General features: G+C 44.7%; 15 protein-coding genes, 4 tRNA genes and 2 pseudogenes. 1 reads left to right on the plus strand and 20 read right to left on the minus strand.

Features of this window, described 5'->3' with window-relative positions; translation table 11 throughout:
* Positions 1 to 140 precede the first annotated feature (140 nt).
* Genes rpsQ through rpsJ form a run of 11 tightly spaced genes read right to left on the minus strand, consistent with a single transcriptional unit; the run spans position 141 to position 5,105 of the window.
* On the minus strand, positions 141 to 398 hold the full coding sequence (rpsQ, locus tag DS891_RS21645) for a 30S ribosomal protein S17 (protein ID WP_023398452.1): 258 nt from the start codon (positions 396 to 398) through the stop codon (positions 141 to 143).
* Positions 398 to 589 (minus strand): 50S ribosomal protein L29, encoded by a 192-nt coding sequence (gene rpmC / locus DS891_RS21650; protein ID WP_058031280.1) that lies wholly within the window; start codon positions 587 to 589, stop codon positions 398 to 400. The genes rpsQ and rpmC overlap by 1 nt, the downstream gene beginning before the upstream one ends.
* Positions 589 to 1,002, minus strand: coding sequence for a 50S ribosomal protein L16 (gene rplP, locus DS891_RS21655; RefSeq protein ID WP_095728988.1), 414 nt, complete (start codon positions 1,000 to 1,002; stop codon positions 589 to 591). The genes rpmC and rplP overlap by 1 nt, the downstream gene beginning before the upstream one ends.
* Before the next feature lie 13 nt (positions 1,003 to 1,015).
* Entirely contained in the window at positions 1,016 to 1,717 is a 702-nt protein-coding gene (gene rpsC / locus DS891_RS21660) for a 30S ribosomal protein S3 (protein WP_010376374.1), read from the minus strand.
* A 12-nt stretch (positions 1,718 to 1,729) separates the two neighbouring features.
* A complete protein-coding gene (gene rplV / locus DS891_RS21665; RefSeq protein WP_010376375.1) occupies positions 1,730 to 2,062 on the minus strand; it encodes a 50S ribosomal protein L22 in 333 nt (110 codons plus the stop codon).
* Positions 2,063 to 2,074: 12 nt separating this feature from the next.
* Positions 2,075 to 2,353, minus strand: coding sequence for a 30S ribosomal protein S19 (rpsS, locus tag DS891_RS21670; RefSeq protein ID WP_010376377.1), 279 nt, complete (start codon positions 2,351 to 2,353; stop codon positions 2,075 to 2,077).
* 16 nt (positions 2,354 to 2,369) lie between these two features.
* The gene (rplB, locus tag DS891_RS21675; protein ID WP_010607737.1) at positions 2,370 to 3,194 is read right to left on the minus strand and encodes a 50S ribosomal protein L2; all 825 of its coding nucleotides are present in this window, start codon (positions 3,192 to 3,194) and stop codon (positions 2,370 to 2,372) included.
* A gap of 17 nt (positions 3,195 to 3,211) precedes the next feature.
* On the minus strand, positions 3,212 to 3,514 hold the full coding sequence (gene rplW / locus DS891_RS21680; RefSeq protein WP_095728987.1) for a 50S ribosomal protein L23: 303 nt from the start codon (positions 3,512 to 3,514) through the stop codon (positions 3,212 to 3,214).
* Entirely contained in the window at positions 3,511 to 4,113 is a 603-nt protein-coding gene (gene rplD / locus DS891_RS21685; RefSeq protein WP_088529602.1) for a 50S ribosomal protein L4, read from the minus strand. Before rplD ends, rplW begins: the two co-directional genes overlap by 4 nt.
* Positions 4,114 to 4,130: 17 nt before the next feature.
* A complete protein-coding gene (gene rplC / locus DS891_RS21690) occupies positions 4,131 to 4,766 on the minus strand; it encodes a 50S ribosomal protein L3 (RefSeq protein ID WP_010376387.1) in 636 nt (211 codons plus the stop codon).
* Between the two features lie 27 nt (positions 4,767 to 4,793).
* Positions 4,794 to 5,105 (minus strand): 30S ribosomal protein S10, encoded by a 312-nt coding sequence (gene rpsJ, locus DS891_RS21695; RefSeq protein ID WP_010376390.1) that lies wholly within the window; start codon positions 5,103 to 5,105, stop codon positions 4,794 to 4,796.
* 469 nt (positions 5,106 to 5,574) lie between these two features.
* Between rpsJ and plsB the strand changes: the two genes are divergently transcribed.
* Complete coding sequence (gene plsB / locus DS891_RS21700; protein WP_174170913.1) at positions 5,575 to 8,001, plus strand: glycerol-3-phosphate 1-O-acyltransferase PlsB; 2,427 nt, start codon at positions 5,575 to 5,577, stop codon at positions 7,999 to 8,001.
* 49 nt (positions 8,002 to 8,050) lie between these two features.
* Here the strand turns inward: plsB and DS891_RS21705 are convergent, their stop codons facing one another.
* The 9 genes and pseudogenes from DS891_RS21705 to DS891_RS21745 form a co-directional block, all read right to left on the minus strand.
* A complete protein-coding gene (locus DS891_RS21705) occupies positions 8,051 to 10,135 on the minus strand; it encodes a TRAP transporter fused permease subunit (protein ID WP_174170914.1) in 2,085 nt (694 codons plus the stop codon).
* 36 nt (positions 10,136 to 10,171) lie between these two features.
* Positions 10,172 to 11,188, minus strand: a complete 1,017-nt coding sequence (locus DS891_RS21710; protein WP_010607734.1) for a TAXI family TRAP transporter solute-binding subunit — start codon at positions 11,186 to 11,188, stop codon at positions 10,172 to 10,174.
* 552 nt (positions 11,189 to 11,740) lie between these two features.
* Positions 11,741 to 11,959 (minus strand): annotated as a pseudogene (gene tuf / locus DS891_RS21715) (elongation factor Tu); the annotation flags it as partial.
* 31 nt (positions 11,960 to 11,990) lie between these two features.
* Positions 11,991 to 13,175 (minus strand): elongation factor Tu, encoded by a 1,185-nt coding sequence (gene tuf / locus DS891_RS21720; RefSeq protein WP_119230648.1) that lies wholly within the window; start codon positions 13,173 to 13,175, stop codon positions 11,991 to 11,993.
* A 1-nt stretch (position 13,176) separates the two neighbouring features.
* Positions 13,177 to 13,425 (minus strand): annotated as a pseudogene (locus tag DS891_RS21725) (GTP-binding protein); the annotation flags it as partial.
* 137 nt (positions 13,426 to 13,562) lie between these two features.
* A tRNA-Thr gene (locus tag DS891_RS21730) sits at positions 13,563 to 13,638 on the minus strand.
* A 13-nt stretch (positions 13,639 to 13,651) separates the two neighbouring features.
* Positions 13,652 to 13,726 (minus strand) — tRNA-Gly (locus DS891_RS21735).
* Positions 13,727 to 13,770: 44 nt separating this feature from the next.
* Positions 13,771 to 13,855: transfer RNA gene (locus DS891_RS21740), tRNA-Tyr, on the minus strand.
* A 48-nt stretch (positions 13,856 to 13,903) separates the two neighbouring features.
* Positions 13,904 to 13,979 (minus strand) — tRNA-Thr (locus DS891_RS21745).
* Positions 13,980 to 14,084 lie beyond the last annotated feature (105 nt).

Below are 14,084 nucleotides of genomic sequence, written 5' to 3' on the forward strand. Positions count from 1 at the left end.
AAGCTATCTACTCTGGAACAAATAAGTATATAGAGGTAATAACCAACCATCTTCGTTGCGCTCAAACATACATCCATAAACGCAAAAGCCCCAGCAGATGCCGGGGCTTTATAAAAGTCTAATTTAGTTAAAAACTAAAATTAAGCTTTCTTAGGACGTTCAATCACGTCAACTAGCGTCCAAGATTTTTTCTTAGAGATTGGCGCACATTCGCGAATAGTCACGACGTCACCTGCTAGTGCCGTGTTGTTTTCATCGTGTGCGTGCAACTTAGTTGTACGCTTGATGAACTTACCGTAGATCGGGTGTTTAACCTGACGCTCGATAGCAACAACGATTGATTTGTCCATTTTATCGCTTACTACACGACCTTGAAGAGTACGGATCTTATCGCTCATTATGCACCTGCCTTCTGGTTAATAACCGTTTTAACACGCGCAATGTTGCGACGTACTTTTCTCAGTTCGTGAGTTTGAGCTAGCTGACCAGTGCTCGCTTGCATGCGCAGATTAAACTGCTCACGAAGTAGCTCTAGAAGTTCAGCATTTAGCTCTTCTACGCTTTTGTCTTTTAATTCGCTAGCTTTCATTACATTACCGTCCGAGTTACGAAAGTTGTCTTGAATGGTAGTTTACGAGAAGCAAGGTTGAATGCTTCACGAGCAAGCTCTTCAGAAACACCTTCCATTTCGTAAAGAACTTTACCAGGCTGAATTTCAGCAACCCAGTATTCAACAGAACCTTTACCTTTACCCATACGAACTTCAAGCGGTTTTTCTGTAATTGGCTTATCTGGGAATACACGGATCCAGATTTTACCTTGACGCTTGACGTGACGTGTCATAGCACGACGAGCTGCTTCGATTTGACGAGCAGTCATACGGCCACGGCCAGTCGCTTTCAAGCCGAAAGAACCGAAGCTAACTTTGTTACCGCTGGTAGCCAGACCACGGTTGCGGCCTTTGTGTACCTTACGGAATTTTGTACGTTTTGGCTGTAACATTAGTCGCTACCTCTTACTTAGCACTTTTTTTAGCTTTCTTCGGCGCACGTTTAGCTGGCTTCTCTTGCTCTTGAACTAGTGGAAGACCACCAATTACTTCGCCTTTGAAGATCCAAACCTTAACACCGATGATACCGTAAGTGGTCAAAGCTTCTGAAGTTGCGTAGTCGATATCAGCACGTAGAGTGTGTAGAGGTACACGACCTTCACGGTACCACTCAGAACGTGCGATTTCAGCACCGCCTAGACGGCCGCTTACTTCAACTTTGATACCCTTAGCACCTAGACGCATTGCGTTCTGTACTGCGCGCTTCATAGCACGACGGAACATAACACGACGCTCTAGCTGAGAAGAAATACCGTCAGCAACTAATTGTGCATCTAGCTCTGGCTTGCGTACTTCTGCGATGTTGATTTGCGCAGGTACACCAGCAAGCTTAGTTACAGCTTGGCGAAGCTTTTCAACATCTTCACCTTTTTTACCGATAACAACACCAGGACGAGCTGTGTGAATTGTTACACGGATTGATTTAGCTGGACGCTCGATAACGATCTTAGCTACAGAAGCACTTTTCAATTCCTTAGTAAGGTATTGACGTACTTTGTGATCGCCAAAAAGCTGTTCAGAGAAATCTTTTGTATTCGCGTACCAAGTAGATACCCAAGGCTTTGAGATACCTAGGCGAATACCAGTAGGATGAACTTTTTGTCCCATTACTTATATCTCCTAGCTATCCGATACCACAACAGTGATGTGGCTTGTACGCTTAAGGATGCGGTCTGCGCGTCCTTTAGCACGTGGCATAATACGTTTCATTGTAGGACCTTCGTCTACAAATACTTTAGCCACTTTAAGCTCATCAATGTCAGCACCTTCGTTGTGCTCCGCGTTCGCGATAGCAGACTCAAGTACTTTCTTAACTAATACAGCCGCTTTCTTCGGGCTGTACGCCAGGATTTCTAGCGCGCGATCAACCGGAAGTCCACGGATCTGATCTGCCACTAGACGTGCTTTCTGCGCCGAACCAGAGGCGAATTTGTGTTTAGCTAATGCTTCCATCATACCCTCCGATTAACGCTTCTTAGCTTTCTTATCCGCAGCGTGACCGCGGTAAGTACGTGTAGGTGCAAATTCACCCAGTTTGTGACCGATCATTTCGTCTGTGATGAACACAGGAACGTGCTGACGACCATTATGGACAGCGATGGTCAATCCGATCATGTTAGGTATGATCATTGAACGACGGCTCCAAGTTTTAATTGGCTTCTTGTCACCGCTTTCCAACGCTTTCTCTACCTTCTTCAGCAAGTGTAGGTCAATAAATGGACCTTTCTTGAGAGAACGTGGCATGGCAATTCCTCAACTATTATTTAGTACGACGACGTACGATAAACTTATCAGTACGCTTGTTCTTACGAGTCTTGTAACCTTTAGTAGGTACGCCCCATGGAGATACAGGGTGACGACCACCAGAAGTACGACCTTCACCACCACCGTGTGGGTGGTCAATCGGGTTCATGGCAACACCACGAACTGTAGGACGGATACCACGCCAACGATTTGCACCAGCTTTACCTAGTGAACGTAGCATGTGTTCTGCGTTACCTACTTCGCCAAGAGTCGCACGACAATCAGACTCAACCTTACGAACTTCGCCAGAGCGAAGACGTAGTGTTACGTATTGACCTTCACGAGCAAGGATCTGTACGTAAGCACCAGCAGAACGTGCAATTTGTGCACCTTTGCCAGGTTTAAGTTCAACGTTGTGTACAGTAGAACCTACAGGGATATTACGCATAGGTAGTGTGTTACCAACCTTGATTGGTGCATCAACACCAGATTGGATTGCATCACCTGCTTTAAGACCCTTAGGTGCAATAATGTAACGACGCTCACCGTCTGCATATAATACAAGAGCGATGTTTGCGCTACGGTTTGGATCGTACTCTAGACGCTCAACTTTAGCTGGAATGCCATCTTTTGTGCGTGTAAAGTCGATTACACGGTAGTGCTGCTTATGACCACCACCGATGTGACGAACCGTGATACGACCGTTGTTGTTACGACCACCTGATTTAGAGTTTTTCTCTAATAGCGGAGCGTAAGGCTTACCCTTGTGTAGATCAGGGTTAACCACTTTAACGACGTGACGACGACCCGCAGAAGTTGGTTTACACTTTTGAAGTGCCATAATTCTAACTCCCCTTATTACTCGGCGCCGCCGACAAAGTCTAGCTCGCTACCTTCTTTAAGAGTAACGTATGCTTTTTTCCAATCGCTACGACGGCCAAAACGCATACCAGTACGCTTTGTCTTACCCTTAACATTTAGAGTGCGAACACCAGTTACTTCTACTTCGAAAAGCTTTTCAATAGCAGCTTTGATTTCTGCTTTGTTTGCATCTTTAGCTACTTTGAAAACGATAGTGTTGTTTTCTTCAGCAGATACAGTGCTCTTCTCAGAGATGTGTGGAGCAAGGATTACTTTTAAAAGACGTTCTTCACGGATCATGCTAGCGCCTCCTCAAGTTGCTTAACAGCAGCAGCAGTAATCAGAACCTTATCGAAAGCGATTAGGCTTACTGGGTCGATGCCAGCTACGTCACGCGTGTCAACCTTGTACAGGTTACGTGCAGAAAGGAATAGATTCTCATCTACTTCTTCAGTCACGATTAGTACGTCTTTAAGCTCAAGTTCTTTAAGCTTAGCTACTAGTTCTTTAGTCTTTGGTGCTTCTAGACCAAAGTTTTCAACAACTACTAGACGATCTTGACGAACAAGCTCAGAAAGAATGCTCTTGATCGCACCGCGATACATTTTACGGTTAACTTTTTGGCTGTGATCTTGCGGCTTAGCTGCAAAGCTCACACCACCGCTGCGCCAGATTGGGCTGCGGATTGTACCAGCACGTGCACGGCCAGTACCTTTTTGGCGGAATGGTTTCTTACCACCACCGCGTACTTCAGAACGTGTCAGTTGAGCTTTAGTACCTTGACGAGCACCTGCTGCATAAGCAACAACTACTTGGTGTACTAATGCTTCGTTAAACTCACGTCCAAAAGTAGCTTCGGAAACTTCAAGCGCGCCAGCGCCTTTAATTGCTAATTCCATCACTAAATCTCCAGGACTTATGCTTTAACAGCTGGTTTAACGATAACGTCACCGCCGATAGCGCCAGGTACTGCACCTTTAACTAAAAGCAAGTTACGCTCTGCGTCAACACGTACTAGTTCAAGGTTCTGTGTCGTTGAACGAACATTACCCATTTGACCGGCCATTTTCTTACCTTTGAAAACTTTACCAGGAGACTGGTTTTGACCGATTGAACCAGGAGCACGGTGAGATAGAGAGTTACCGTGAGTTGCGTCTTGCATGCTGAAGTTCCAGCGCTTAACACCACCTTGGAAACCTTTACCTTTTGAAGTACCAGTAACGTCTACTTTTTTCACTTCTGTGAAAAGTTCAACAGTTAGCTCTGAACCTACTTCAAATTCACCTTCACCGCCGTTAAGACGGAATTCCCACAGGCCGCGACCCGCTTCAACGCCAGCTTTAGCGAAGTGACCCGCTGCTGGTTTGTTTACACGGCTTGCTTTTTTCTCGCCTGCAGTAACTTGAAGCGCGTTATAACCGTCAGTTGCGTCAGATTTGATCTGCGTAACACGGTTAGGAGTCGCTTCGATAACTGTCACAGGGATAGATACACCATCTTCAGTGAAGATACGTGTCATACCCACTTTACGACCGACTAGACCTAATGCCATTTTCCTAAAACCTCTCTAATCTTCCGATTAACCCAGGCTGATTTGAACATCAACACCAGCAGCAAGGTCTAGGCGCATTAGAGCGTCTACAGTCTTGTCAGTTGGTTCTACGATGTCGATCAGACGTTTGTGGGTGCGGATTTCATACTGATCACGCGCGTCTTTGTTTACGTGCGGAGAGATCAATACTGTGAAACGTTCTTTGCGCGTAGGTAGTGGGATTGGACCACGAACCTGTGCACCAGTGCGCTTCGCTGTTTCCACGATTTCCGCCGTTGATTGGTCAATCAAACGGTGGTCAAAAGCTTTTAGGCGAATACGAATGCGTTGATTTGACATTCTTAAACCTCAAAATAAAAAGAGCATTTAAAAAGAGCATAAAAAAACGACCGAGACTAACTCAATTATTTCTGAGAAGTCGGTTGTTAATTTATTTCTACCGTTGAACTCACAATTGGAGTTCCTGTTCATAGGGCCTGAAATCCAGACCTTTCATTTACTTTCCTAGACACTATGGTCAAGAAAGTCTGGATATTATAGTGATATTGGTGATAAATGCAACAACTAATACAAAGTAATTTTATCGCTCGGATCCGTAGGCGCTGTCGCGCAGATAAAGCGCATTGAACATACACAATATTTCACTCACAAAAAGCACTTAGAGCAAAATTCACTCTACTCAAGCATTTGCTTCTGTTAATCTTCCATAGATATATTGCGGCAGGAAAACATGGATGACACCTTTGAAAATGGTCAGTCCAGTTAAATCTTGGTATTCTATGGTTAATGATAATTGTTCGGTATTCCCATGCAGATTTTTTCTTATTTGCTAACAACCATCGCTCGCTGTAGCAACTGGCTTTTTGTTAAAAGTAAAGTATTGCCAGAGCATCCCATTGAGGATTACGAGCTAGATCCCAGCATTCCCACATTTTATGTAGCGAGACTCGACTCGGTATCAGACATGGTCGCGCTAGACGTTATGTGTAAAAAGCTTGGTTTACCAAGGCCGTCTCAAAAAGCGCGAATTGGCAATAAAGAGCTCAATCGTTTTGTTGGGATCCAGACTCCGCCAAGTGTCTTTGGTAATAGTCATAAACCAAGTGATGCGCTTGAACATAGCAAAGCGATTTTTGAAGCCTTAAAAGATAACGACAATACCGATGCGCAAGTTATTCCAGTCACTATATTGTGGGGTCGTAATCCAGGTAAAGAAAAGCCTGGTGTGGGAACCTTATTATCCAACTCATTAACACCGAGCTGGCTACGCAAATGCTTTGTGATCTTGTTTTCAGGCAGGGATAACTTTGTTCGATTTTCCCGCCCGATTGAACTCAATCAATTGTTAAACGATAAAGCTGACGTTGAGGAGCTGCCACATAAGCTGCTGCGCGTTGCACGCGTGCACTTCCGTCGTCAAAAGTTGGCTGCTACCGGCCCCAAATTACCATCACGTGAGCAGCTATTTAATTCTATCTTAGCGTCGCAAAGCATTAAAAAGGCCATTGCAGAAGAAGCAAAGGCAAAAGGTCTAAGTCAGGAAGAAGCAAGATTACAAGCACTTAGATTATTAGACGAAATAGCCGCAAACTATTCAGACGCCATGGTGCGCGTAGCTGACAGAGCCCTCACTTGGCTGTGGAACAAGCTTTATAATGGTATTGAAGTTAATAACTCAGACAAAGTACAAGCACTTGCGGACAAAGGACACGAGATCATTTACGTGCCATGTCATCGTAGCCATATGGATTACTTGCTTCTAACTTATGTGATTTACCATCAGGGTTTAGTACCACCGCATATCGCAGCTGGCGTTAATCTCAACTTTTTCCCTGCGGGCCCGATTTTCCGTCGTAGTGGTGCCTTCTTTATTCGCCGCTCTTTTTCGGGCAACAAACTCTATTCCGCGGTATTCAAGGAATATTTAAGTCAGTTATTTATCAAAGGGTATTCCGTTAAGTTTTATACCGAAGGCGGCCGCAGTCGTACAGGTCGTCTACTACCACCAAAAACGGGGATGCTGGCAATGACACTGCAATCTATGCTTCGCGGCATTGATAGACCTATATCATTAGTGCCCGTTTATCTCGGCTACGAACATGTTATGGAGATCAACACCTACCTCAAAGAGCTGGCTGGCAACAGTAAGAAAAATGAGTCTATCTTTGGTATTTTTAAGGCGATTAAGAACCTTAAAAACTATGGTAGAGGGTATTTAAATTTTGGCGATCCGATATCCGTCAACCAATTTTTAAATGAACATCAACCAGATTGGCGTGATTCTATCCACCCCACCGAAACTCAAAAGCCAGCTTGGCTGAACAAGCAAGTTGCCGATCTCGCTGATGTCATCATGACTGAGATAAATAACTCAGCAGCACTGAACTCAGTTAATTTGCTTGCGACAATTTTGCTGAGTAACGAGCAATTTGCATTGCCTAAATCACAACTGCTACAACAGCTCGATTTGTATCTTGGACTACACAGACATGCACCTTATCACGACAATGCGACGGTGCCAGATTCGAGTCCTGAGGGCCTACTCGATCATGCGCTTAAGCTTGATAAGTTCGATATTATTGAAGACAGTTTTGGCAGCATCATTAGTGTTAAGGAAAAAGAACGCGCTCTGCTTAATTATTACCGTAACAATATTCTGCACCTGTTTGCCGTACCAAGCTTAATCGCTCAGCAGCTCTTCAATCGCTACAGCTTGACTGTTGATGAGTGCCGCAAAGAGGTAGCGCTGTTGTATCCCTTGTTTGCAAAAGAGTGGTTCTTAACAGACCTTAAGACAGGATATATAGAGTCCATTTTTGAATACTTTGCGGCTAAGGATCTGATCACCTTTGATGGTCACCTTGCCTCAGTTAACAAAGATGGTAGCGCATTGGCACAATTAGAAATGCTAGGTAAAGTGATCCACTTAACGCTTGAACGCTATGCAATCACGATTAACCTCGTTAAGCGTCATCAAGGATTAAGTCGTAGCGAGCTTGAAAAAGAAAGTGCACTTCTTGCCGACCGACTAGGAACTTTACACGGTATCAAAAGCCCAGAGTTTTTTGATAAAAAAGTGCTCAGTGCGTTTGTTACTAGTCTAAAAGAGCAAGGCTTTATAGAACAAGATGAAGCCGTGGGCATTCGCGGCACAGAATCACTACATACTTTAGAGCGGTACTTAAAAACCCTGCTACCTGCTCGAATACATCAGTCTATTCAGCATATCGTCTAATATCATAAGGCCCCAATTTAGGGGCCTACTTTATGGTGCATAGCAAAGCTTAAGTTAGACGATTATCTACTACTTGCTTTATAACAACAGCAATAACACATAGTGCCGCCGCTATATCTACAGAGATCATTTGATGCGGCCAAACTAAAGCGATACCTAAAAGCGCTAACACCATCCTGATTGGTTTATTGAGCTTCGCCTCTGCATAACCGTATATCGCTGCTACCAAAGCGTACATTCCCACAAGCGCGGTGAAAAAAACCTGCATGATCTCGAAGTTACTCCCCCCAATAAACGGTGTATAAGCAAACAGTAAGGGAACGATGTATAGCGCTTTGGCCGTTTTCCATGCTTCTATACCTGTTGCCATCGGCGGTGTTTTGGCAATTCCCGCGGCGGTAAAAGCGACTAAGCATACCGGCGGTGTCACATTGCTATCTTGCGATAACCAAAAAATAATCATATGGGCAGAAAGTAGCATCATGGCCAAATGCGTGGCATCAAATTGGCTACTGCGAATAATATCAATAGCCTCTGGCGGCAAGCTTGCCAAAATAGTAGACACTTGAGCCGCTGTAATATTTGGCTGGTTGTATATCTCTCCTAGCGCTGGCGCCATCATACTCATCATCATCGTCGCAGTGTCATTGAGTTGACCATTTACTATGATCTCTACCAGTGCTGACTGGCTGATCAAGCCATACAAAGCCGGTGCAGAAAGCGTTGCCAACACAATATACGATGCCGTCACTGGCAGTCCCATACCGATAATTAACGAGGCCAATGCAATCAATACCAACAACAGTATCAAGCTTGCTCCCGCCCATTCATTTATCATTAGAGAAAAAGTAACCCCTAAGGAGCTGATCGAAATACAATTAACCAGCATACCAATGGCCACCAATAATATTGCTGTCTTAGCGCTGTTTTCAGTTGCATTCGCAAGCGCAGCCAAAATCTTTGACCACCTCATCGGCGAAGATGAAAACAAAGAAAACAGACACACACTGAGCGTCGCAATACTAACTGCATAAGTTGGCGTAAAGCCATAAATCATCAATGTTACGAGCAACACGATAGGTAATAAATGATGCCAACCGGACTTCAGTTCTTGCCAAGCACTTAATTGCTCTGACTCTAATGCTGGCTGGATATTCAAACGTTTAGCTTGGATACGTACAAAGATGGCAATAGATGCGAAATAAAGCAGTGCGGGAACAAAGGCCGCCGAAATTATCGTAAGATAAGGAATTTGAGTATAAGAGGCCATCACAAATACACCTGCCCCCATAATCGGCGGGATCAGCTGACCTCCAGTCGATGCTCCGGCTTCAACTGCTGCCGCAAACTTTGCAGGAAAGCCAGCTCTCTTCATTAATGGAATGGTGATCACCCCAGTCGCCGCTGTATTCGCGATAGCAGAGCCCGATACGGAGCCCATCATACCCGAGCTCACAACAGCAACAAGTCCTTGTCCGCCAACCATGCGACCGACAAGCGCATTGGCAAAGCGAATGATAAAGTCCCCTGTTCCGGCTTGGACTAGAAATGCGCCAAACAGGATAAACATAAAAACAAACGTCCAAGAAATTTTAGCAATAGGTCCAAACAAGCCGTCATCAAAGTAATTGCGAAATAAAATAGTTTCTGCGCTTAAACCAGCAAAATGAAACACGCCATCGATATACTGTCCCAAAAACAATACATAGCTCATCGCCAGTAGGATCATCATCGGGATAAACCAGCCCATACAGCGCCGGACCAACTCAAGCGCGAGGAGTACAGCGGTGGAAGATGCTATCCAGTCAGCCGCAGCAAATTCATAATTACGCGCAGCCAGCGCATCACTGTACAGAACAAGATAGCCACAGCTCACGATTAAACCGATAAACAGCCCGATATCAATAACGCAAGAAAGCACTGCTAATTTGCCAACTCTAAGTGGCAAGGTGAGCAAGATAATGCTACCAAATAGCATGAAGTGAATGGCTGAAATATAGTTATCCGGCCAAGTGGCGACCAAGTTAAAATAGAGGTGCAACAAACTCGTGAGTATCGCTAAATAAAAAGCGATCCGCTCACGAGCTGCTGTTGGTGCTACTAATGTGCTTTGCTCATTGCTACTATTACTCATTGATAGATACTATCCCGTTTTACTTAGTTGACGGCGCTACTGCAGATGAGCAGGTACGGCAATACCTATTTCTTTATAATACTTCAGCGCACCGGGATGTAGTTTTGCAGGCAGTCCCATGAGTGCCTTTTCTATCGCCATGGCTTTAGTCGCTTTATGGATGGTTTGAAGAAAGACTAAATTTTCATAAATTGCCTTGGTGAGCAGATATACATCTTCCTCACTCATGTCTTTATGTGCAGCAAGAAAGTTTGGCTGGGCAATCGTTTTGATTGCGTTAGTTTGGCCGGGGTAAGTGTTAGCTGGGATCTCGAAGCGTGACCATAGCTCTACCTCAGCGTTGACTTTATTTAGCTGCTCATCAGTAAAATCCAGCACCGCGATACCATTGGCATCGGCTGCATAAGCACTTGTAATAGCGCTGACAGGTACACCTGCTGGAATATTCATTCCCGCAATCTGACCATTTTGTAGGGCGCTAGAAGAGCCCGCGTAACCTTTATGCACCAAAGTGAATTTGTCACTATCAACGCCCAGTGCAGCCATGATGTGCTTCCCAGAACCTTCCGTTCCAGAGTTACGCTTACCAATGCCAAACCCTTGTGAATATAGGTTTTTCAAATCTGAGACGTTGCCCGTTTTGGCATACTTCTTAGCAATGACAAAGTGCTCTACGTTTTGCCACAGCATAGTCACAGAACGCAGATAATCTTGTTTACCAACGGGTGCCATTGCCCCCGTCCCCTGCGTCGCCCACGCACCGTAAAGACCCTGTAGAATAGCCAGTTCAGCTTCTTTATTACGCATGAGTTTGAGGTTATCACCAGAACCAGCAGAGGTAATGGCCGAGACACTCATGCCATGCTGCGGCGTGACTTTTAGCTTAGTTAGTGTCGCAATCGCGACGCCTACTGGGTAAAAAGTGCCACCAGATGAGGCTGTTGCCAAAATATAGGATCTGTCTTTATCTACATTAGCAAAGCTTGCAAAAGTACATAGTGACATTGTGATACTGAGCACAGCAGAAATTGTGCGAGCCGAAAGACCTAACATCTTTACACTCCCTAATTTTAGGTTTTATATGGGCTTATTGTGCACACCTTTACGCAATTAACCAAATTTTTACGTGGCTGGTGGCAGGATATCAGCATATAGAATAGGGAGATTAAATGGTGAGAATATGGATTTTAAGCTATCGAAAGCAAATATAAGAACATTATCGAGTTGTTCGTTATAAACATCACAATGACAGGAATGATGCTTCTATAGGAGAATGACCCTGTTCGCAGGTCGCGATATAAAATCGCTGCTACGAGGCATTAAAAAGTCTGTATTTCTTATTTGAGAATGACCCTTTTCATTGATCGCGATCTAAAATCGCTGCTACGAGGTATTAAGAAATCTGTATTTCTTATTTGAGAATGACCCTTTTCACTGGTCGCGATATAAAATCGCTGCTACGAGGCATTAAAAAGTCTGTACGCCTTATTGGAGAATGACCCTTTCATTGATCGCGATATAAAATCGCATCTACAAGGCATTAAAAAAGGCCGTACTCTTTATCAGAGAACGACCTTTTTTATGTGTGTTACGACAATCTACAGATTACTCTTCGATTGTTGCTACAACACCAGCGCCTACTGTACGGCCACCTTCACGGATAGCGAAACGTAGACCTTCGTCCATCGCGATTGGTACGATTAGCTCAACAGTCATCTTGATGTTGTCGCCTGGCATTACCATTTCTACGCCGTCTGGTAGCTGGATGTCACCAGTTACGTCTGTTGTACGGAAGTAGAACTGTGGACGGTAACCTTTGAAGAAANTTTTTATGTGTGTTACGACAATCTACAGATTACTCTTCGATTGTTGCTACAACACCAGCGCCTACTGTACGGCCACCTTCACGGATAGCGAAACGTAGACCTTCGTCCATCGCGATTGGTACGATTAGCTCAACAGTCATCTTGATGTTGTCGCCTGGCATTACCATTTCTACGCCGTCTGGTAGCTGGATGTCACCAGTTACGTCTGTTGTACGGAAGTAGAACTGTGGACGGTAACCTTTGAAGAAAGGAGTGTGACGACCACCTTCATCTTTCGAAAGTACGTATACTTCTGAAGTGAATTTTGTGTGTGGCTTGATTGAACCAGGCTTACATAGTACTTGACCACGCTCTACTTCATCACGCTTAGTACCACGTAGTAGTGCACCGATGTTCTCACCCGCACGACCTTCGTCTAGAAGCTTACGGAACATCTCAACACCCGTACAAGTTGTCTTCGTAGTTTCTTTGATACCTACGATTTCTACTTCGTCGTTCACGTTGATGATACCAGCTTCTACACGGCCTGTTACTACTGTACCACGACCCTGGATTGAGAATACGTCTTCGATAGGCATGATGAATGGCTTATCGATGTCACGCTCTGGCTCTGGGATGTAAGAATCTAGTGCTTCTGCAAGCTCAACGATCTTCGCTTCCCACTGCTCTTCGCCTTCTAGTGCTTTAAGCGCTGAACCTTGGATTAGTGGTAGGTCATCACCTGGGAAGTCGTACTCAGAAAGTAGTTCACGAACTTCCATCTCTACTAGCTCTAGTAGCTCTTCGTCGTCAACCATGTCACATTTGTTCATGAATACGATGATGTAAGGTACACCAACCTGACGAGAAAGTAGGATGTGCTCACGTGTTTGAGGCATAGGACCGTCAGTAGCTGCAACTACTAGGATCGCGCCGTCCATCTGTGCAGCACCTGTGATCATGTTTTTAACATAGTCAGCGTGTCCTGGACAGTCTACGTGTGCATAGTGACGAGTTGGTGTGTCATACTCAACGTGTGAAGTTGAGATTGTGATACCACGCTCACGCTCTTCTGGAGCGTTATCGATTGATGCGAAGTCTTTTGCTTCACCACCGTATACTTTTGCAAGTACGTTAGTGATTGCTGCAGTTAGAGTTGTTTTACCGTGGTCAACGTGGCCGATTGTACCTACGTTTACGTGCGGTTTTACGCGTTCAAACTTTTCTTTTGCCATNTGGACAGTCTACGTGTGCATAGTGACGAGTTGGTGTGTCATACTCAACGTGTGAAGTTGAGATTGTGATACCACGCTCACGCTCTTCTGGAGCGTTATCGATTGATGCGAAGTCTTTTGCTTCACCACCGTATACTTTTGCAAGTACGTTAGTGATTGCTGCAGTTAGAGTTGTTTTACCGTGGTCAACGTGGCCGATTGTACCTACGTTTACGTGCGGTTTTACGCGTTCAAACTTTTCTTTTGCCATGACGAAACCTATAAGTTTTGTGTATCTAGATTACATATAAAAATAATCCACGACGAGTGTGGATTAGAATTATTCAGTCTATTATAAATATTTTTTCGACAATTCAAAGGAAGTATTTGAGAAGATTCTTCGGAGACTGGTGCTGATAGGCAGATTTGAACTGCCGACCTCACCCTTACCAAGGGTGCGCTCTACCAACTGAGCTATATCAGCACGCCAGACGAACTGGAGCGGGCAGCGGGAATCGAACCCGCATCATCAGCTTGGAAGGCTGAGGTAATAGCCATTATACGATGCCCGCTTTAGGAACCTGTTCTTAACTACCTCTAACCGTCAAGAATAAAGTGGTGGAGGGAGCTGGATTCGAACCAGCGAAGGCTGAGCCGTCAGATTTACAGTCTGATCCCTTTGGCCGCTCGGGAACCCCTCCACGTAAAATTCTTTCCTAAAGCATCCTATACAAGATAGGGTAAAAAGATGGTGCCGACTATCCGAGTCGAACGGATGACCTACTGATTACAAGTCAGTTGCTCTACCAACTGAGCTAAGTCGGCACTGCTTTAGTACGGGGCGAGATATTAGAGCAACCATTGACTTGATGCAACAGGAATATGCAAAAAAATTTAAATTTATTGTTCAAACGCTCAGTTTTAAGCCAA

This window comes from Pseudoalteromonas sp. JC28 (genome assembly GCF_013319255.1).
GTDB lineage: Bacteria > Pseudomonadota > Gammaproteobacteria > Enterobacterales > Alteromonadaceae > Pseudoalteromonas.